At 34.0% G+C, this 20,825-nt stretch carries 23 protein-coding genes; 4 read left to right on the forward strand and 19 right to left on the reverse strand.

Annotated elements, in window-relative coordinates; all coding sequences use genetic code 11:
• Positions 1–64: 64 nt before the first annotated feature.
• Positions 65–469: a ribonuclease P protein component gene (rnpA, locus tag ACNFIH_RS12950; protein ID WP_426483469.1), complete on the reverse strand. Its 405-nt coding sequence runs from the start codon at positions 467–469 to the stop codon at positions 65–67.
• Between the two features lie 125 nt (positions 470–594).
• Between rnpA and ACNFIH_RS12955 the strand changes: the two genes are divergently transcribed.
• The 3 genes from ACNFIH_RS12955 (at position 595) to ACNFIH_RS12965 (ending at position 3,240) form a co-directional block, all read left to right on the forward strand.
• The gene (locus tag ACNFIH_RS12955; RefSeq protein ID WP_035653482.1) at positions 595–1,335 is read left to right on the forward strand and encodes a lysophospholipid acyltransferase family protein; all 741 of its coding nucleotides are present in this window, start codon (positions 595–597) and stop codon (positions 1,333–1,335) included.
• A gap of 54 nt (positions 1,336–1,389) precedes the next feature.
• A complete protein-coding gene (locus ACNFIH_RS12960; RefSeq protein ID WP_142451328.1) occupies positions 1,390–2,382 on the forward strand; it encodes an acyl-ACP desaturase in 993 nt (330 codons plus the stop codon).
• A gap of 207 nt (positions 2,383–2,589) precedes the next feature.
• Positions 2,590–3,240: an HD domain-containing protein gene (locus ACNFIH_RS12965; protein ID WP_426483470.1), complete on the forward strand. Its 651-nt coding sequence runs from the start codon at positions 2,590–2,592 to the stop codon at positions 3,238–3,240.
• A gap of 426 nt (positions 3,241–3,666) precedes the next feature.
• Here the strand turns inward: ACNFIH_RS12965 and ACNFIH_RS12970 are convergent, their stop codons facing one another.
• From ACNFIH_RS12970 to ACNFIH_RS12990, 5 genes are all read right to left on the reverse strand, one after another.
• Positions 3,667–3,789, reverse strand: coding sequence for a FeoB-associated Cys-rich membrane protein (locus ACNFIH_RS12970; RefSeq protein ID WP_208110888.1), 123 nt, complete (start codon positions 3,787–3,789; stop codon positions 3,667–3,669).
• 6 nt (positions 3,790–3,795) lie between these two features.
• Complete coding sequence (gene feoB / locus ACNFIH_RS12975) at positions 3,796–5,895, reverse strand: ferrous iron transport protein B (protein WP_035652601.1); 2,100 nt, start codon at positions 5,893–5,895, stop codon at positions 3,796–3,798.
• Positions 5,895–6,134 carry a FeoA family protein gene (locus ACNFIH_RS12980; protein ID WP_035652602.1) on the reverse strand — a complete coding sequence of 80 codons (240 nt, stop codon included), beginning with the start codon at positions 6,132–6,134 and terminating at the stop codon, positions 5,895–5,897. Before ACNFIH_RS12980 ends, feoB begins: the two co-directional genes overlap by 1 nt.
• A gap of 103 nt (positions 6,135–6,237) precedes the next feature.
• Positions 6,238–6,903, reverse strand: a complete 666-nt coding sequence (locus ACNFIH_RS12985) for an SCO family protein (protein ID WP_426483471.1) — start codon at positions 6,901–6,903, stop codon at positions 6,238–6,240.
• 84 nt (positions 6,904–6,987) lie between these two features.
• Entirely contained in the window at positions 6,988–7,911 is a 924-nt protein-coding gene (locus ACNFIH_RS12990) for a DMT family transporter (protein ID WP_426483472.1), read from the reverse strand.
• Between the two features lie 202 nt (positions 7,912–8,113).
• On the opposite strand from ACNFIH_RS12990, the gene ACNFIH_RS12995 reads away from it, so the two are divergent.
• Positions 8,114–10,174 carry a M13 family metallopeptidase gene (locus tag ACNFIH_RS12995; RefSeq protein ID WP_035652609.1) on the forward strand — a complete coding sequence of 687 codons (2,061 nt, stop codon included), beginning with the start codon at positions 8,114–8,116 and terminating at the stop codon, positions 10,172–10,174.
• Positions 10,175–10,218: 44 nt separating this feature from the next.
• Here ACNFIH_RS12995 and ACNFIH_RS13000 read toward each other — a convergent pair whose 3' ends face one another.
• The 13 genes from ACNFIH_RS13000 to hemA form a co-directional block, all read right to left on the reverse strand.
• Positions 10,219–10,668, reverse strand: coding sequence for a GyrI-like domain-containing protein (locus tag ACNFIH_RS13000; RefSeq protein ID WP_426483473.1), 450 nt, complete (start codon positions 10,666–10,668; stop codon positions 10,219–10,221).
• A 162-nt stretch (positions 10,669–10,830) separates the two neighbouring features.
• The gene (locus ACNFIH_RS13005; RefSeq protein ID WP_426483474.1) at positions 10,831–11,241 is read right to left on the reverse strand and encodes a c-type cytochrome; all 411 of its coding nucleotides are present in this window, start codon (positions 11,239–11,241) and stop codon (positions 10,831–10,833) included.
• A 1-nt stretch (position 11,242) separates the two neighbouring features.
• Positions 11,243–12,235: a porphobilinogen synthase gene (hemB, locus tag ACNFIH_RS13010; RefSeq protein ID WP_115887722.1), complete on the reverse strand. Its 993-nt coding sequence runs from the start codon at positions 12,233–12,235 to the stop codon at positions 11,243–11,245.
• 77 nt (positions 12,236–12,312) lie between these two features.
• Positions 12,313–13,215, reverse strand: a complete 903-nt coding sequence (locus ACNFIH_RS13015) for a fructose bisphosphate aldolase (protein ID WP_426483475.1) — start codon at positions 13,213–13,215, stop codon at positions 12,313–12,315.
• 63 nt (positions 13,216–13,278) lie between these two features.
• On the reverse strand, positions 13,279–14,217 hold the full coding sequence (locus tag ACNFIH_RS13020) for a DUF4421 family protein (protein WP_426483476.1): 939 nt from the start codon (positions 14,215–14,217) through the stop codon (positions 13,279–13,281).
• On the reverse strand, positions 14,208–15,110 hold the full coding sequence (hemF, locus tag ACNFIH_RS13025; protein WP_426483477.1) for an oxygen-dependent coproporphyrinogen oxidase: 903 nt from the start codon (positions 15,108–15,110) through the stop codon (positions 14,208–14,210). The genes ACNFIH_RS13020 and hemF overlap by 10 nt, the downstream gene beginning before the upstream one ends.
• A complete protein-coding gene (locus ACNFIH_RS13030; protein ID WP_426483478.1) occupies positions 15,107–15,652 on the reverse strand; it encodes a GNAT family N-acetyltransferase in 546 nt (181 codons plus the stop codon). Before ACNFIH_RS13030 ends, hemF begins: the two co-directional genes overlap by 4 nt.
• A gap of 3 nt (positions 15,653–15,655) precedes the next feature.
• Entirely contained in the window at positions 15,656–16,033 is a 378-nt protein-coding gene (locus tag ACNFIH_RS13035; protein WP_426483479.1) for a hypothetical protein, read from the reverse strand.
• A gap of 77 nt (positions 16,034–16,110) precedes the next feature.
• Positions 16,111–17,136, reverse strand: a complete 1,026-nt coding sequence (hemE, locus tag ACNFIH_RS13040) for a uroporphyrinogen decarboxylase (protein ID WP_426483480.1) — start codon at positions 17,134–17,136, stop codon at positions 16,111–16,113.
• Between the two features lie 52 nt (positions 17,137–17,188).
• Positions 17,189–17,854 carry a uroporphyrinogen-III synthase gene (locus ACNFIH_RS13045; RefSeq protein ID WP_426483481.1) on the reverse strand — a complete coding sequence of 222 codons (666 nt, stop codon included), beginning with the start codon at positions 17,852–17,854 and terminating at the stop codon, positions 17,189–17,191.
• On the reverse strand, positions 17,854–18,777 hold the full coding sequence (hemC, locus tag ACNFIH_RS13050) for a hydroxymethylbilane synthase (protein WP_426483482.1): 924 nt from the start codon (positions 18,775–18,777) through the stop codon (positions 17,854–17,856). Before hemC ends, ACNFIH_RS13045 begins: the two co-directional genes overlap by 1 nt.
• Positions 18,778–18,880: 103 nt before the next feature.
• Positions 18,881–19,285: a GxxExxY protein gene (locus ACNFIH_RS13055; protein WP_111425384.1), complete on the reverse strand. Its 405-nt coding sequence runs from the start codon at positions 19,283–19,285 to the stop codon at positions 18,881–18,883.
• Between the two features lie 124 nt (positions 19,286–19,409).
• Positions 19,410–20,660: a glutamyl-tRNA reductase gene (gene hemA, locus ACNFIH_RS13060; RefSeq protein WP_035652641.1), complete on the reverse strand. Its 1,251-nt coding sequence runs from the start codon at positions 20,658–20,660 to the stop codon at positions 19,410–19,412.
• Positions 20,661–20,825 lie beyond the last annotated feature (165 nt).

Consider the following 20,825-nt stretch of genomic DNA (forward strand, 5'->3'; position numbering starts at 1 on the left):
GCTAAAACTACAATTTTTTTATAATTTTTTGCCCAAATTGATAAATAAAGTTGCCTTATAAGACTTACGATTCTGTTTTATTTTCAGAATCCGGAGTTTTGTTTATTTGTTGAAGGAATTTCTCAAACAACTGAATCGTTTTGGTATTGATTTCCTGATACGATAATTTGTCTTTTGTCTGATAAAAAAACATAATCGAATACGGTTGATCGAGTTGATCTAAAAGCAAATGTTTGTTTAATCGATAGGTTTCTCGCAGTACTCTTTTGAAGTAATTTCGGTCAACGGCTTTCTTGAAATATTTCTTTGAAACTGAAACGCCAAGCTTAATTTTTTCTTCTGAATTTTCTTCGGCTTCACGATAAACCAAACGGAGCGGATATTTTGACACCGATTTCCCTTCAGAAAATAGTAATCCAATTGTCGTTTTGCTTTTTAAGCGTTCATTTTTAGGGTAAGTGAAGTTCATTTAGTTCAGAAAAAATTTGCAAATTTTACGGCAAAGGTACAATTAAACGAGAAAAACAGTTATTGTTTTCAATTTTTATAAGGCTAAAAATATATTTACTACTTTTGGCAATTAATTTTTCAGGCATGCAAAAGATAATTTCGTACCCAATATCTGTTATTTACTATTTATGTTTTGGATTGTGTTTGGTGGTTTTTCATCCGATACAATGGTTTTGCTTAAATGTTTTTGGATATCAGGCGCACAAAAAAAGTGTGGATTATTTGAACTTTTGGCTTTTAAGATGTACAAATCTTGTTGGAACAACGTATAAAGTGACGGGAGTAGAAGATATTCCGACAGGAGTTCCAATCATTTTTGTTGCCAATCACCAAAGTATGTACGATATCGTTACAATGATTTGGTACTTTAGACGTTTTCATTGTAAATTTGTAAGTAAGAAAGAGTTAGGAAGCGGAATCCCAAGTGTTTCTTTCAATTTGAAACACGGTGGATCAGTGCTTATTGACCGTAAAGACCCTAAACAAGCGATTCCTGTAATCAAAGGCTTGTCTGAATATATCGAAAAAAACACCAGATCTGCAGTTATTTTTCCGGAAGGAACCCGCAGCAAGACTGGAAAGCCTAAAGAATTTGCCCAAAGTGGTTTAAAAATCTTGTGTAAATACGCACCATCAGCTTATGTTGTGCCGGTGAGTATTAATAATTCATGGAAAATGGTTCGCTACGGAATGTTTCCTGTTGGTTTAGGAAACAATCTGACTTTTACAGCTCACAAAGCAATGGCGGTAAAAGATTATGATTTTGCCGAATTAATGGCTTTGACTGAAAAGGCAGTTGTAGAAGGAGTAAACGAGTATAAATAGATTTTTGTTTTTAGCCAAAGTGCTGAAACTTAAATCCCAAATCAAAAATAAGTAATGTCTATAAAAAACATTAGATTAGAAGTAATGCAGTTTTTGGAAAAAAACGTGGATAGCTTCGTTGAACAGTATTTAATTCCAGTGGAAAAAATTTGGCAGCCGTCAGATTTCTTGCCTAATTCTGAAGGAGAAAATTTCTTTGAAGAGGTTAAAGAATTGCGCGAAATTGCTAAAGAACTTCCATATGATTTCTGGGTTACGCTTGTTGGTGATACCATCACTGAGGAAGCTTTGCCTACATATGAATCATGGTTAATGGATGTAGAAGGTGTGGATCAGATTGAAAACGGCGGAAACGGCTGGTCAAAATGGATCAGACAATGGACTGGAGAAGAAAATCGCCACGGAGATCTTTTAAATAAATACTTGTATTTGTCTGGTCGTGTGAACATGCGTGAAATCGAGATGACAACACAGCATTTAATCAACGACGGATTTGATATTGGAACTGGAACTGACCCGTACAAAAATTTTGTATATACTAGTTTTCAGGAATTAGCAACTTACGTGTCGCACAATAGAGTAGCACAGATGGCGAAGAAATTTGGAGATAACAAGTTGTCTAAAATGTGTAAAATGATTGCAGGAGACGAAATGCGTCATCATCATGCATATAGCGAGTTTGTAACTAGAATTTTTCAGGTAGATCCAAGTGAAATGATGCTTGCTTTTCAATACATGATGAAGCAGAAAATCGTTATGCCAGCTCACTTTTTGAGAGAATCTGGTCAAAAAATCAGCTCTGCATTTGAGCAGTTTTCAGATTCAGCGCAACGTATTGGCGTTTACACTGCAAATGATTACGTTGATATTATGCAAAAGTTGATCACTAAATGGGAAATTGATAAAATTTCTAATTTGACAGATGAAGCCGAAAAAGCACGTGATTATCTGATGAAATTACCAGGACGTATGGCTAAAATTTCTGAAAGATTGGTAATTCCTGCTGAAGGTCATATCTTCAAATGGGTAGAGCCAGCTAGACTTTAATTTTAAAGTTTTTAATATAGATTTTATTAATTGCAATAAAGTTGCGATTTAAAATAAAACATAAAACATATGTTGATTGTTAGAGGCTTACCAGCTTTTTGCAATCAACATTTTTTATAAAATACCGATTAAGATCTGATTAAGGCAGTTTAATCTCGAATAAAACAGAAGGCTTTAAAAGGACTCAAAAAATTTCAAAATGCACTTATGAATACATCCTTAATAAACAAAACAATTGCTTTTGTAAAAGAAAAATTAAACGATGCTGAAGGCGGACATGATTGGTTTCATATTGAACGTGTTTATAAAAATGCTTTGCTAATTGCAAAAGATACAGATTGTGATATTACAATTGTGCAGCTTGGTGCTTTATTGCATGATATTGCCGATAGTAAATTTCATAACGGAGACGAAACAATTGGTCCAAAGACAGCACGTGCGTTTTTAGAAACAGAAAATGTTTCAGAAGACATCATTCAGCATGTTGTAAATATTATTGAAAATATCTCTTATAAAGGCGGAAATTTTGAAAAGAAGTTTACTTCTGTCGAATTGGATATTGTTCAGGATGCGGATCGTTTGGATGCAATAGGAGCTATTGGCGTTGCGAGAGCGTTTAATTATGGCGGATTTAAAAACAGAGCTTTATATGATCCTGAAATTGCTCCAATAACAAACATGACGAAAGAAGAGTACAAAAAAAACAATGCTCCGACTATTAATCATTTCTACGAAAAGCTTTTGCTTTTGAAAGACAAAATGAATACAGAAAAAGGCAAAGAAATTGCAGCTCAAAGACATCATTTTATGGAAACCTTTCTAGCTCAATTTTATGCTGAGTGGGAAGGAGTGAAATAGTTTTCGACAGACAATTCGTTTCAAATAAACAAAAAAGCAGCTTCAAATTCTGAAGTTGCTTTTTGTTTTAAATGAGATTCTATTTTAATTACAAGAACTTTTAATGTTGATTTATAATTTGAATTTTAAAAGGCACATTATCCCGAAAGCGCACAAAAATCCAAAAGAAAACCATAATAATCTAGCAACTCTGTTGTCTCTTACAATTTCTTCTTTTTCAAAGTTTGTCATTTTAATGTAGTTTTATTGATGTAAAAATAAATTTCTCATTTATTATACATGCATACTAAAAGCTTTAAAATCATTAAAATAAGACATTTTTCTTTTGGTAAAGTTTTTTAAAAAATAAAAAAGCTCCACAAAGAATTTTAATCTCGTGAAGCTTTTTGAAATTTCTCTTGAATGTTAGGACGTCATTATCTTTTTTTAAGAACATCCACAATTTCCATCTCCGCAGTCTTTTTTCTTTTTAGATTTCCAGAAGAATTTCTTAATCAAAAATGCTACGGCAAATCCTAATATGGCGAAAGCTATAATTTCTTGAATCATGACGCTTTATTTTAATAGTTGATATGCGATTAAAGCAGTAAAATAAGCTAGTCCACTCATAAATACCAGTTGCATTGCCGGCCATTTCCATGAGTTGGTTTCTTTTTTTGTAATGGCTAATGTACTTGCGCACTGCATTGCAAAGGCATAAAACAGCAATAATGAAATTCCGGTTGCAAAATTAAATACTTTTTGACCTGTTTCAGGATGAATTTCCTGTTGCATTTTGCTTTTTATAGTCGATTCATTGTCAGTATCTCCAACGCTGTAAATGGTGGCAAGTGTTCCAACAAAAACTTCTCTCGCTGCAAATGAACTGATTAATGCAATCCCGATTTTCCAATCGTAGCCTAAAGGCGCAATTGCCGGCTCGATTGCTCTTCCCATTAATCCGATATAAGAGTTTTCTAATTTTTGAGAAGCGACTTCATTTTCAAACTGAACTTCGTTTAGTGTAGTTTCTGCAAATTTTTCTTTCACAATGCTTTCGGCTTCATTAAAATCTTTTCCAGGACCATAAGAAGCCAAAAACCATAAAATAACAGAAATGGCTAAAATGATTTTACCGGCGCCCACAATAAATGCTTTGGTTTTCTCTACAACATTGATTCCGACATTTTTAAAAAGAGGCAATTTATAACTTGGCATTTCGACTACGAAATACGTTTTTGATTCTAATTTTAAAACCTTATTTAAAATATAAGCGGATAGAATTGCCGTCGCAAATCCGAGAATATAGAGAAACATTAAGGTTAATCCCTGAAGATTCAATATTCCAAAAACGCGTGTACTCGGAATTACCAGCGAAATAATAATAGCATAAACAGGTAATCTTGCCGAACAAGTTGTGAATGGCGTTACCAAGATTGTAATTAATCGTTCTTTCCAGTTTTCGATATTTCGAGTTGCCATAATTGCGGGAATGGCACAGGCAGTTCCTGAAATCAAAGGCACAACGCTTTTTCCTGAGAGCCCGAATTTGCGCATTATTTTATCCATTAAAAAAACAACACGGCTCATATAACCGCTCTCTTCCAAAATTGAAATGAACAAGAATAAAAAGGCAATTTGCGGAATAAAAATAATAACGCCGCCAATTCCCGGAATAATTCCCTGCGAAAGTAAATCGGTTAAAATACCACTTGGTAATGTTTCGGCAGCCCAAGCGCTTAAAGATGCAAAAGTGCTGTCAATGAAATCCATAGGAATTGTTGACCAGCTGAATATCGATTGGAAAATCAAAAATAAAATCGCAAAGAAAATAACATAGCCCCAAACTTTGTGCGTTAAAACGCGATCCAGTTTTGCACGAATGTCTTTTGCCATTGATGCATCGACTTTTAATCCTTCTTTTAAAACGTCGTTGATAAACTGATAACGTTTAATAGTTTCTTTTTGTTGAAGACGCTTTAATTCAGAATGTGATTTGGTAAAAGTGCTTCTGATTTCATTTCTGTCCAAATTCGAAAAATTGACATCCTGTGTAATAACAAGCCACAGTTTGTACAACAATTGATTCGGAAATGCGTGTTGGAGTTTTTTGAAATATTCTTCGTCAATTACCGAAGCGTTAAGGCAAGGTTCGTGCGGAATGGTTTTATACGAAACAATTAATTCCTTTAAAGCATCAATTCCTAAACCTTTTCGGGAACTTACCAGAGCAATTTTAGTTTTTAATTTTTCTTCTAAAAACGGAATATCTAATGAAATTCCTTTTCTTTCCATACGATCAGACATGTTTATCACTAAAATCGTTGGAATTTCAAGGTCTTTTATTTGAGTGTAAATCAGTAAATTTCTTTTCAGATTTTCGACATCTGTTACCACAACGGCAACGTCAGGATATAATTTGTCGTTTTTATTTAGCAAAAGTTCAATAACTACGCTTTCGTCCATTGAACTGGCATTCAAACTATACGTTCCTGGTAAGTCTAAAATATTGGCTTTGATATTATGCGGAAGTTTGCAAAATCCCATTTTTTTCTCAACCGTAATTCCAGGATAATTTCCAACTTGCTGGTTTAAACCCGTTAATTGATTGAAAACAGAAGTTTTTCCGGTATTTGGATTTCCAATAAGGGCAACATTAATATTTTGAACACTCATTATAAATTGCTTTTGATAAGTTCAACTTCAATTTCACGAGCTGTTTCGATACGAATTGCAACATGCGAACCGTTAATGTCTAAATATAATGGATCTCCAAAAGGAGCAATTTGTAATAATTCGACTTCACTTCCCGGCAAACAACCCATTTCTAATAATTTTAGAGGAATAAGATCGATATCAAAATCTTTGATAATGGCTTTCTCGCCTTTTTTCAGAGTGTGAATTGTATTTTGCAAGCTTATTTAGATTGAGTTTAGATTGCAAAAGTAGGCAATAATTCTTTATTTAAAGGCATTTAACACTTTTGAATATGCTAAATCTTTCTAAAAATAAGGGATTTTACTCTTTGCACAAGAAATCTATGTCTTCTAAAAGACGTTTGATTTCTTCTTTATTGGTTCCGTCATAAAAACCGCGAACACGTCTTTTTTGATCAACCAAAACGAAATTTTCAGTATGAACCATATCATACAATTGATCTGGTCGGCCAAGTTTAACTGCCAAATATGATTTTCTGGCCATAGTGTAAATCTCTTTTTTGTCGCCGGTAACCAAATTCCATTTGCTGTCTACAACACCATATTTTATGGCATATTCTTTTAAAACCGAAACGCTATCGACTTCTGGGAAAACAGTGTGTGAAAGCAGCATTACTTTTGGATTGTTTAAAACGGCTTTCTGAACATCAACAAGATTGGTTGACATTTTTGGACAAATAGAACCACAAGTTGTGAAAAAGAAATCGGCTACATAAATTTTACCTTTGTAATTTTTTTGAGTGATTGTATCGCCATTTTGGTTTACAAACGAAAAATCAGCAATTGTGTGATATTTACTTTTATATTGAATCGTACTGTCAACTAATTCCGGATTTACATCAGACGGATTGTAAATTGGAAGTGTTTTTTGTGGTTTTAAAGCCGAATAAAATAAGGATATCGTAACAACCGAAAATACAATTAAAACAATAAAGAATTTGCGGTATTTATATAGAAGCGATTTCATAAAAATAATTTGGCGCAAAAATACAAAAAGAGCATTTTAAAATACTTACTCTTAAAGCTTTTTAACAGCTTATTAGAATTTCATTTAAGCTTTGTTTTTTCGGATGGATTTGTTCACCAGATATATTCCTGATAAAGTAACTACACTTCCAAGAATTATGGCTTGTGTCAGCATTTCTCCAAAAATAAAAAAGCCTAAAACCATAGCTACAATCGGATTAATGTAAACATAAATACTGCTGATTTCTGTTGGAAGATGCTGCAACGTATAGATGAAAGCAATGAAAGTTAATACGGAACCAATGATTACAAGATAGCCAATTGCCCACCATGAAGTGGTTGGAATTTCGGCAAGCGAAATATTCATCTCTAAAGGCTCAGTAATTCCGTAAAGAATGAAACTTGAAATTAGCATTTGAAGACCTAAACTGAAATAAGGATTGAAACTCGCTGCTTTCTTCTTAATAAACAAAATTCCAAACGCCCATGTGATGGTTGAAATAACTGTCAAAAGGATTCCGAATTGAAAATCGGGTTTGAAAAAGTCAGTCAAATGATCAATGAAAATAATACAGATGCCGCCAAAACTGATTAAAATTCCTGTTATGGCAAGTTTTGCAACTCTTTCGCCATTGAAAAAGTTAATAATGATAATCCAAATTGGAAAAATAGCACTGATTATTGCACCAAGTCCGCTACTGATGTATTTCACACCCCAAGTACTTAAACCATTGCTGCAAACAAAATTCAAGAAGGCAAGAATTAAAATGGTTATCCACTGTTTGCCTTTTGGCCAAGGTTCTTTTTTCAGAATAAAATAACCAACATAGATTAGTCCGGCTAAAAACTGACGAATCATGGCCAGTTGAAGTGCTGGCATATGTTTTACACCTTCTTTTGATGCAAGCCAAGTTGTTCCCCAACCAAAACTTACCCAGCATAAAGCTAAAATTGGAAGTCCAATTGCGTCAACTTTTCCTGAAACTGCATTCTGAATTTTTGCTTTCACTTTGATGATTTTTCTTTTGACAAATATTCCAAAAACAATTTCAAAAATTGGGTATAAATCTCACAGATTATTAATGAAATTTTTAGCTGTATTCTATTCGGAAATTTAATATTAAAGAAGAGTTTTAATTATTGGAAAATTTTAACATAGTATTCAAAATAATAACAATATGTTTGTGTATATACTAAAACAATAAATTATAATGATTAAAAAGCTTACTAAACCAATGTTTTGTGTAGTTTCTGCAATGTTAACGATAACAGCAGTTCAAGCTCAAGATGCAAAACCAAAAGAACCAGGTATCAATATTGCCAATATGGATACTAAAGTAAGTCCAAGCCAGGACTTTTTTCGTTATGTAAACGGAGCTTGGTTAGACAAAACTGAAATTCCTAGTGATAGAAATTCATGGGGAAGTTTTAATGAATTGCGTCAAAAGACAGACGAGAATTCACTTGCTATTTTGAAAGAAGCTTCGAAAAACCCGAAGTATAAATCAAATACTGACCAAGGTAAAGCAATCGCTTTATTTAACACTATCATGGATACTGTTGGAAGAAATAAAAGAGGAGTTACACAACTTCAGCCTTATTTGAAGAAAATCGACGCTATTAAAAATGTTTCGGATCTTCAAAACTACATTACTGAAATGCAACTTTCTGGCGGATCAGGTTTCTTTGGAGTTTATGTTAGTGCTGATGCTAAAAACAGTAATAAAAATTCTGTGACTTTAGGACCTGGAACTCTTGGTTTATCTGATAAAGATTACTACAATTCAGATGATAAAGATTCTAAAGAAAAACGTGAAAAATACGAAGTTCACGTTGCTCGTATGATGCAGTACATTGGGGAATCTCCTGCAAAAGCAAAAGAAAGTGCAAAACAAATTTTGGCTTTGGAGGTTGAAATGTCTGCGCCAAGATTGGATCGTGTTGAAAGAAGAGACAGAAGAAAACAATACAATCCAACAGCTGTTGCTGATTTGAAAAAGAATACACCATCAATTCAATGGGAAAAATATTTCACAGGAATTGGAATGGCAAAATTAGATACTGTAAATGTGGCACAGCCTCGTTACATGATCGCTTTAGAAAAAACTTTTACTGAAAAGAAAGTAGAAGCTTGGAAAGAGTACTTAAAATGGTCTCTATTAAACAGAGCTGCTTCAACTTTGACTACAGATATCGAAAATGCAAATTTTGATTTCTACGGAAAAACATTAACTGGAGCTTTAAAACAACGTCCACGTGAGGAAGTTGCTTTGCAAGTAATCAACGGAGCAACTGGTGAAGCTTTAGGAAAACTTTACGTAGAGAAATTATTCCCTGCTGAAGCAAAAGCAAAAGCAAAAGACATGATTGCTAATGTAATGTTGGCGTATGAAAACAGAATCAATGCTTTGCCTTGGATGTCTGCTGAAACTAAAGTTAAAGCTATTGAAAAATTAAAAAAATTAACGGTTAAAATTGGATATCCAGACAAATGGAAAGATTATTCAAAATTAGAGCTTAAAGATGTTAAAGAAGGCGGAACGTATTTTGATAATATGAAAAATATTTCAAAATGGGCTTACGCTGACAATTTATCTAAACTTGGAAAACCAGTTGATAAAACAGAGTGGGGAATGTCTCCACAAACTGTAAATGCTTATTTCAATCCATCTTACAACGAGATTGTTTTCCCAGCGGCGATTTTACAGCCACCTTTCTACAATTATCAAGCTGATGCTGCTGTAAACTATGGTGGAATTGGAGCAGTTATTGGACATGAAATCTCTCACGGTTTTGATGATTCTGGTGCTCGTTACAATGCTGACGGAAACTTAGTTGACTGGTGGACAGCTGATGATTTAAAACAATTTACTGCTCTTGGAGGAGATCTTGCTGCGCAATACAGCGCTTTAGAGCCATTGCCAGGAATTCACGTTGACGGTAAATTTACTTTAGGTGAAAACATTGGAGATTTAGGAGGAACAAATGCTGCTTACGATGGTTTACAATTGTATTTGAAAGCAAACGGAAATCCAGGATTAATCGACGGATTTACTCCAGAACAGCGTTTCTTTATTTCTTGGGCTACTGTTTGGAGAACAAAATCTAGAGACGAAGCAATTAAGAGCCAAGTTAAAACAGATCCGCACTCTCCAGGAATGTACAGAGCTGTTGTGCCAATTAAAAACTTAGATGCTTTTTACCAGGCTTTCGGAATTAAACCAGGAGATGCTATGTATCTTGAACCAGAGAAAAGAGTTAAAATCTGGTAATCTTATAAATATTAAAACGGCGCTTATTAAGCGCCGTTTTTTTATTATTTAATAGCAATATAAATGTCAACCTCAGCATTTTCAGGATTTTGAGCTTTTGCGCCATAAACTTCAAAATCACTTGTAAAAGTTCGGTCCAGATTTAATTCCCATATTTTTAGCCATTCGTTATAGACAATTCCATCGGCCAAATTCCCTTTTGGTGTGAATTTTTCATAATTAGAATTTGGAATTGTTATCCCCGTCATTTCTTCTGGAATACTATTCAGATTGTCTACCACACAGCCTAAAATTGTGGTATAAGGTCTAGTGTGATCTTTTTCGTAATCTGTATAAATGCAAATGATATCTTGCGAAATTTTGTTTGGAATTTTCTCTGCAATGGATTCTGATAAAAAAGTGTTCCAAAGAGCCGGAATGTCTTTTGCCGATTGTCCATTTTCATTCGTTGTTCTAATCGAAATTCCAATTACACTAAATTCTTGATTGTACATTATGTTTAAATTTATTGGTTGATGACCCAAAATTAAATCCGAGTTGTGACAACAGTATGTCATCAGTATCAATTAACTTCAAGATTTAACTTTTTCGAAAACTGTATAAATAAAAAACGACGCTATAATAAGCGCCGTTTTTTATTTTATAATAAGACCAAGTTACTTTGAATAGCTGTAAATATAAGCTTCTATAGCTTTTAATTCCTCATCAGACATTTCTTTGGTTACTGCAAAATTAGTCTGCATTACCGCAAATTGACTCGGATCGACAATTGGATCTGCGTTTCCTTTTAAGAAAGTGGTGATGTCACCTTTTTTGTCTTTATAGATTTTTGCTATTTCCTGAATGCTCGGGCCAATAACTTTTTGATCAGGTTGATGGCAAGAAGTACAATTTCCTCTTCCTTCAAAAATTTCTTTTCCTAAATCAACTGGAGTTGTGGCTTTCGCCGATTCGCCTTCGGAAGAAGTTTCTGTTGTACTTTCAGATGACTTTCCGAAAGGTTCCTGACTCTCTTTTTTGCATGAAGCAAATACTAAAACGGCGGCTAAGAATACTGCTTTTTTCATTTTATTTATTTAAAATTACTGCAGCTTCTTTTGCAAAATAAGTTGAGATAATACTAGCCCCTGCACGCTTAATGCAATAAAGTTGCTCTATCATAATTTTATCATGATCAAGCCACCCTCTTTCTGCTGCGGCCTTTACCATCGCGTACTCACCAGATACTTGGTAAACCGCAACCGGCACGTGAACGGCATTTTTTACCTCACGAACGATATCCAAATAAGCCATTCCCGGTTTCACCATTACGATATCTGCGCCTTCTTCAACGTCTAATAATGCCTCTCGAATTCCTTCAATTCTGTTAGCATAATCCATTTGATATGTTTTCTTGTCTTTTGGGATATTTTGAGAATCTACGGGAGCAGAATCTAACGCATCACGAAACGGACCGTAAAATGCAGATGCATATTTTGCACTGTAACTCATAATGCCAACATTATGATGGCCGTTTTCTTCCAAAGCTTTTCTGATTGCCAAAACTCGTCCGTCCATCATGTCGCTTGGCGCTACAAAATCGGCTCCGGCTTCAGCATGGCTTAAACTCATTCTTGTTAAGGCGTCAACAGTTGCGTCGTTGATTAATTGACCGTTTTCGATAATTCCGTCGTGACCGTAGATTGAATACGGATCAAGAGCAACATCGGGCATTACAATCATTTCCGGAACAGCATCTTTAATTGCACGAATTGTTTGTTGCATCAAACCATCTTTATTCCAAGCCTCGGTACCTTTATTGTCTTTTAAATTGTCGCTGACTTTTACGTAAATATTTACCGCTTTGATTCCTAAATCCCAAGCTTCTTTTACTTCTTTGATTGTGTTATCCAACGAATGGCGATAAATTCCAGGCATTGAAGGAATTGCCGATTTTATATCTTTTCCTTCGGCAACAAACATTGGAAGCATAAAATCCTGCGGACTTAGACTTGTTTCGCGAACTAAAGAACGAATAGATTCATTGGTTCTTAAACGACGGTTTCTTTGTAATGGGAACATTTTAATTTGTTTAAAGTTTAAAGTTTCAGGTTTTGTCCTGAAAATATTCATTTTTTGTGTTTTATTTTCTAAAGCTTTTATGTAATTGAAGCTTTGTAAATTTCTTTAATTGTGCTACTTAACTCGTTATTGAAATCCGTATCAGATTGTCCGGCTGAAAGTCGTTCTGATAATGCTCTTGAGAAACTGGCAATCAATCCGTGATTTTGTGACAATTTTTCATTGGCCTCATCACGAGAATAACCTCCTGATAGCGCAACGACACGCACAACATGCGGATCAGCCATTAAATCACTATAGAAATTATTTACGGTTGGAATCGAAAGTTTCAGCATCACTTTTACATCTTTATCAAGTTTGTTAAGTGCTTTTAAGATTTCTTCTTTTAAGATTTCTTCTGACTTTTCTTTATCTGAACTGTAAATATCAACTTCCGGCTCGATAATCGGAATTAATCTTTTTTCGAAGATTTGCAAACCAACTGCAAATTGTTGTTCAACAACTTCTCGAATTCCGGCTGGATTGGCTTCTTTAATTACTGAGCGCATTTTAGTTCCAAAAACATTTCGCTCTACTGCTCGGGTTAACAATTCATCTAAACCGGAAATAGGTTTCATGATTTGAACTCCATTTGAAAGATCAGCAAGTCCTTTGTCTACTTTGAGAAACGGAACGATGTTTTTCTTTTCCCATAAATAATCGGCTGTCCATTGTCCGTCGATTTTACGATCCATTGTATTTTCAAACAAAATTGCTCCGAGAATATATAGACTATCAAATGCAGGACTCTTTATAATTCTTGTTCGCATTTCATGAACAAGTGTGTACATTTCTTCATCATTCGTGTAACTGCTTTCCTGTACGCCGTATTGTGCTAAAGCTTTTGGAGTACTTCCACCACTTTGATCAAGTGCGGCGATAAAGCCTTTTCCGGAATGCATACGATTTAATTGTGCCGTTTTTACATCTGTCTTTTCCATAATAATGATTTTTAATTATTAGAAATCCCTGCTTATGCTTGTTTTTGCTATTTTGAAGCCTTTTTAAAGACCTATTTTCTTATTTGCCTTGTCGTATACTTCTTTTACTTTTTTTGGAGGATCAAATCGATAACCTGCGGAAATTTTTAAAGTGACAATATTGTCATTCAATCTCGGATCTACCTTTTCGTCCTGATCAAAGGTTACCGCATTCAGACTTGCAAAAGCAAAGAAACGATCTTGATTATAAGCTAATTTTAAATTTAAATCGGCTTGATATAACGCTGAGGTATCTCCGTCAACATCGTTAATTCCGGCACCCAAACCAATACCTGCTCCAATTAAAACGCGATCACTTATTACAAAATTATAAAAGTAAGAAGGCGTTAAAGTAAATACGTAAATATCTCCAGGTGTTGTATCGGGCGTATTTAGGTCAATATTGGTGTAATAGAAAGAAAAATTTGGAATAAAACTTCCGGAACTTTTGGTTTGCCATTCATTTTGGTTTACCAATGCTTTGAATGAGAATTTGTCATTAAAAACATAGGAAGTCGATCCGCCAATTTTTGTACTTCGCATATTGGGCATTTGTGCAGTAAAATTATCATCACTGACATAAAACCCTTTTTGATTGATAAAAGTTAAGGACTGCATCCATTTTTTATAATAAAAACGGGTGTTGAAATTAAAATTTTTAGAATGGGAATCTCCCGTATTTCCACCAAGAAATTTCGGAGCAAAACCAATCGTAATATCAATAATCTTGTAATTTAAACTAAAACCGATTTGCTCTTTGCGATTGGGAATAAGATCAAGATATATCTTCGGATCCTGATTATCTGATGTAATTTGAAAACTATTTGAAGTGTCTAAATAATAAACACTGGCCGTAATTTTATCATTATAGGATTTAAAATAGGGATTTTGCAAAGTGTCATTTTGAGCGAAACACCCAAAAACACTTGCAAAAAACGCTACATAAATCAGTTTTACATCCATTCGCGTGGGTTTTCTAACACATTTACCAATTTCTCTTCTTCGCTTCCTGCTTCTGCATGATGATCGTAAACCCATTGCACATGCGGAGGCAAACTCATTAAAATACTTTCAATTCTTCCATTCGTTTTTAAACCGAATAAAGTTCCCTTGTCATGAACAAGATTAAACTCAACATAACGACCACGACGAATTTCCTGCCAGTTTCTGTTTTCTGGAGTATATGCTAAATTTTTTCTTCTTTCTACAATTGGAACATAAGCTTCCAGGAAACTATTACCAACCTCAGTTACAAAGTTATACCAATTTTCCATTGACATTGATTCATTTGCTTTGCAATAATCAAAAAATAAACCTCCAATTCCCCGAGCTTCATTTCTATGTGCATTCCAGAAATAGGAATCGCACTGTTTTTTGTATTTCGGATAAAACTCTGGATTATGCTTGTCACAAGCGGTTTTACATGTTTGATGAAAGTGTTTTGCATCTTCTTCAAACAAATAATAAGGCGTTAAATCCTGTCCGCCACCAAACCATTGTTCGATTACTTTTCCAGATTCATCATACATTTCAAAATAACGCCAGTTTGCGTGAACCGTTGGTGTCATTGGATTTTTCGGATGTAAAACCAAACTTAATCCGCAGGCAAAAAAATCGGCTTCGCCAACATTAAACATTTTTTGCATCGTTTCAGGCAATTTTCCATGAACTGCAGAAATGTTTACGCCGCCTTTTTCGAAAACATTTCCGTTTTCAATAACACGTGTTCTTCCGCCGCCGCCTTCCGGACGTTTCCAAAGATCTTCACGGAATTTTGTAGTTCCGTCAACAGCTTCTAATCCAATACAGATTTGGTCTTGCAATTGTTGTATGTATGCGTAAAATTTGTCTTTCATTGTAAATTGTATTCTGATTTAAGAAGTCCGAAGTAAACGGTGTTTTGTAATGTGCCATCACCATTTCTAAATTCGTCTCTTAAAATTCCTTCTTGTTTAAAATTATGTTTTAATGCAATTCGTTGACTTGCTAAGTTTATTTCTGAAGTACAGATGAAAACTTTATTCATCGTCAATTCGTTAAAACAAAAATCGAGTGCCTTAGAAACCATTTCGGATGTAATGCCTTTGCCTTGAAAATCCTCGTCGATAAAATAACCTAACTCACATTTTGAAATTCGGTAATCAATAGTTTTTACACACAAATAACCAATTAGATTATTTGTTTTTATATCTCGGGCGAAGAAATAATATCCTTCACCGTTTCTTTCTTTGTCTTTATTAACGGAGATAAAATTTTCTGCTTTTTCTGGTGAGTCAGAATTAGCTAGTGTTACAGGGAAAGTTTTTCCAATGTGATTTTTATTCTTATCAATCAGTTTATAAAACTCTTTAGGAAGAATATTTTCAATTCGGTCTGTTTTCCAATCAGTAAAACTCATCTTTTATTTGTTTTTTAGAGAAGCAATTTTAGTATTGATTCCGAAAGAAAAAACTTTGCTTTCTTGTTGGATATATTGGTAAATCGCTAAAGCTTTATTTTCAAAATTATTGTTTTCAGTTTTTGAAAATTCGACTAATATATCAGCAAATTGTTCTAATTGTTCCCAATCAAAATGAAGACGAATCAATAATCCTGTTAGATCTTCATTTGAATAATCAACTAAACTTTGAATGTTTAACCCGAATTCTTTCAGTTGATTTTCAATTTCTGATTGTTGTAAAGAAGTCAAAGGATAAGGCACAAAAATAAGAGTTCGTAACGTTTTAAGTACGTTATCAATTCTGATTTTATCCTCATCTCTTAAACCTTTGTTTAACATGTTTTAAGTTGTTGGTTTATGGTTTATGGTTGATAGTGTTTTTTATCCAACAACTATCAACCATAAACAATCAACTATTATTGCCCGTATTCTTTCACCGCGTCAATAAACGCTTTTGCGTGATCTACAGGGATATTTGGTAAAATTCCGTGACCTAAATTTACGATATATTTATCTTTTCCGAATTCGTCGATCATTTCGTGAACCATTTTCTTGATAGTCGGAATTGGAGAAAGCAATCTTGACGGATCGAAGTTTCCTTGCAAAGTAATATTTCCACCAGACAAATAACGAGCATTTCTAGCCGAACAAGTCCAGTCAACTCCTAATGCAGAAGCTTTACTTTTGCCCATATCGCCAAGAGCAAACCAACAACCTTTTCCGAAAACAATAACTGGAGTAATTTCAGCTAAAGCGTCAACAATCTGGTTGATGTATTTCCATGAAAATTCCTGATAATCAACAGGAGAAAGCATTCCTCCCCAAGAATCAAAAATCTGAACGGCATTTACTCCTGATTTTACTTTTTCTTTTAAGTATAAAATTGTTGTATCTGTGATTTTTTGCAATAAAGTATGGGCTGCAACTGGATTTGAAAAGCAGAAACCTTTTGAAGTATCAAAACTTTTAGAACCTTTTCCTTCAACAGCATAACAGAAAATTGTCCATGGCGAACCAGCGAAACCAATTAATGGCACTTCGTCGTTCAGCATTTCTTTAGTCAATTTTACTGCATCGAAAACATAACCTAAAGTTTCATTTACATCTGGAACATAAACCTGATTTACTTGCTCCATTGTACGGATTGGATCTGGAATAATCGGACCCAAATTATCTTTCAATTCTACGTGGATTCCCATTGCACGTGGCACTACCAAAATATCTGAGAATAAAATAGCAGCATCCGGAGCAATTCTGCGAATTGGTTGAACTGTAATTTCAGCAGCTAATTCTGGAGTTTCGCAACGCGTAAAAAAATCATATTTATCACGCAGTTCTCTAAATTCAGGTAAATATCTTCCTGCCTGACGCATCATCCAAACTGGCGGACGCTGAACTGTTTCTCCTTTTAATGCTTTTAAAAATAAGTCGTTTTTTAACATGAGTTTTTTATTTTAGTTGCAAAGTCGCAAAGTGACAAAGTTGCAAAGGTTTTTATTTATATTCGTGAATTACATCTTCGATTACGTCTTCAATTGTAGGCTGATCTGCGATGATTATATTTTTTGTGATTTTTGATAAAGCTTCTGCGGTGGTATTGCCAATGCAGAAACAGATTTGTTTGTTTATAGTATTGTCTTTTAGATAACTTTTAACTCCAGACGGACTAAAAAACAAAATCGCTTCAGGATTTGCTTTTATTTTCTGAGGCTGTAGCGTAGTTTCATAAACCTGAATTTCATTGAATTTAATTCCGTTTTCTTTTAAAGCTTCTGGTAAAGTATCTCTTCTTAAATTCCCGCTGAAAAAAGTGTAGCTTTCATTTCCATAAATCAAAGTGATAATTTCTGCCAAATCAGATGCATAACCTGTGTAAGCCACAACATTAAATCCATTATCTGTCAATAAAGTTTTGGTTTTAAGTCCAACGCAGTACACGTTTTTCTTTTTTAGCTCTTCTGATTTTGGATCTGATAAAACACTATGAACGGCATTCTGACTTGTAAAAATTAGACTTTCGTTGAGGTCTTTTAATTCGAAAGCTTTGTTTTCGGTTTTAATGAAATCGGCTTCGATTACTTCTACGCCATATTTCATTAGTTCTTGCTTATGAAGAGGTGATAATATTTTAGTAGATACTATTTGAACTGGATTTGCCATTATTTCTTCAGGGATTCTTTGATTTTCTGCATTAATTCGGTTCCTCCATTATTCAAAATTTCCTGAGCCGCGTTGAAACCTAATTTTTTCCATTCTGAAATATCAACCGTTTTGTTGATTTCCAATTTTTGTTTTCCATCAACAGAAAGCAAAACACCTTGAAAATGTAAAGTATCTTCGTCTTCATTGTAAGTTACCAAAGCTCCAATTGGCGCCGTACAGCCACCTTCCAACGTTCTTAAAAACTGACGTTCAATGTAAGTACAAATTTCAGTTTCAATATGATTTAATTGCGAAAGTGCATCTAAAGTATAATTGTCATTTTCCATTGCCACAACTAGCATTGCTCCTTGAGCAGGCGCGGGAATCATCCAATCTAAATTGATATAGTTTTCAGGTTTTAAGTTGATTCTTTCCAAACCTGCCGCCGCAAAAACAGCTCCGTCCCAATCATTATCCTGTAATTTTTGCATGCGCGTATTCACGTTTCCACGTAAATCAACCACCGTATGATTTGGATATTTATTGTACCAAAGCGCCTGGCGACGTAAACTTCCTGTCGCAATCGTACTTGGGTTCGCGAAATCAGGATTGCCTTTAAGTACTAAAATATCTAAAACATTGGCTCTTTCCAAAACAGCAGCCTGAACAATTCCTTTTGGTAAAGCAGTCGGAACGTCTTTCATCGAATGCACGGCAATATCAATATCACCATTAATCATCGCAATGTCAAGCGTTTTGGTAAAAATTCCAGTAATTCCTAATTCGTAAAGAGGTTTATCCAGAATAATATCGCCTTGAGATTTAACCGCAACAATTGAAGTTTTATAACCCAAATCATTTAGTTGTTTTTCGACATTATGTGCTTGCCAAAGTGCTAATTCGCTATCGCGAGTTCCAATTCTGATTGTTTTTTCAGCCATGTTTTTTCTTTTTTACCATTAAGATATTAAGGTTATTAAGCTTCTCTTTGTCAGAGAACATTAAGCTTAACTTTTTTAATATCTTAATGGTTCAAAATTTTATTTAATCTATTAATCTTGCGAAATAATCATTCACAAGTGGTTTCATTGATTTTGTAATGTTTGTTGTGTTGAAATTTATCAATAGTCCTTGAGGTCTTTGTAATAATTTCATATAAGTTAATAATTGCGCTTCGTGAATTGGCAAAAGATTTTCAATAGCTTTTAATTCAACAACAACACAATCGTTAACCAATAGATCTATTCTTAAATCTGATTCAAATTCAAGATCGTAATAATCAATTTTAACAGATAATTGTTGTTTTACATCATATCCGTTTCGTTCTAATTCATATTTGAGGCACTTTTCATATATGCTTTCTAAAAGTCCAGGTCCCAAAGCTTTGTGCACTTTTATAGCAAAACCTGTAATTTCATAAGCCAATTGCGTAACCTCTTTTTTTGTCATAGAACGTATTATTGTTTTTACCATTAAGAGATTAAGTTAATTAAGCTTTGTGTTCAAAAATAGCTTGGCTTAATTTTCTTCGACAAAGATTGACTTAATTCTCTTAATGCCTTAATGGTAAAATTTAAGATGCTTTTATTTTGAAGACTTTCTCGATCCATTCGATGCTTTCATCAACCATGGTATCGTCGTCTTTTAAATGATTTGCAAAATGAGTAGTGATTTTCTGAATGATTCTATTACTGATGATTTCAGCTTGTTCTTCATTGAAATCAGCGATTTTTTTGCTTTGGAAATCCAATTCAGAAGCTTTGATCGCGTTTAATTTTTCTTTTAAAGCATTAATTGTTGGAGCAAATTTTCTGCCTTTCATCCAAATTACAAATTCTTCTTTGATTTCTTCAATAATTGCTTCAGCCGCAGGAATATGTAATTTTCTATTTTCCAAAGTTTCATCTGTCAATTGAGACAAATAATCCATATGAATCAACGTTACACCTTCCAATTCCTCAACGTTTTCATGAACGTTTTTCGGAATCGACAAGTCCAAAATCAATAAAGGTTTTTTAAGATTCAAAATCGCTTTGTCAACCGTTGGATTTTGAGCGCCGGTTGCTACAACGACAACATCGGCTTTTTGAAGTTCTAAGTGTAATTCAGAATAATCTTTAACAATCAGATTTAATTTTCCGGCCAATTTCTCAGCTTTGTCTTTCGTTCTGTTGATTAAAGTAATATGTTCGTTTTTAGTATGTTTTACTAAATTTTCACAAGTGTTTCTTCCGATTTTTCCAGTTCCGAAAAGTAAAATGTTTTTGTTGCTGATATCTTCAACATTCTTCAAAATATATTGTACCGATGCAAAAGAAACCGAAGTAGCACCAGAACTAATTTCCGTTTCCGTTTTAATTCTTTTGCTCGCCTGAATTACCGCATTCACTAATCTTTCCAAAAAAGCATTCGCCAGACCTAAAGATTTTGAATGGATAAAAGACGTTTTAATTTGGGATATAATTTCGAAATCACCTAAAATCTGACTATCTAAACCAGTTCCTACACGAAATAAGTGATTGATTGCTTCCTGATTTTTGTAAACGAAACCAACTCTTTGAAAAGCGTCAACAGAGCCGTTGCTATTATCGCAAATCAATTTTATTAATTGAAATGGATGTTCTGCAAAACCGTAAATTTCGGTTCTGTTGCAGGTTGAAGTAACTAATAAACTTTCTATTCCTTCGTTTTTAGCTTGTTCCAGTAAACGAGTCTTCGCAACTGCATCCAAACTAAATTGACCTCTGACCTCAGCATCAGCTTTTTTATAACTCAGACCAACTGAGTAAAAATAAAGGTGTTTCGGTACGTTATTGTTTTCCATAAATTCACTTTCATAAAAGTGCAACAAAATTATTACTATACCATCGATAAAAATAACGCTAAAAGTACTTTTTATGTCGCTGTATGTTTTTTTGAACCTAAATAGGTGTTTTTGAGTAAAAAGGACTATTTTTGTAGCAAAATCAACTCATTTCAAGTGATTAGT

The organism is Flavobacterium sp. 2, from assembly GCF_049949195.1.
In the GTDB taxonomy this organism is placed as follows: Bacteria; Bacteroidota; Bacteroidia; order Flavobacteriales; family Flavobacteriaceae; genus Flavobacterium.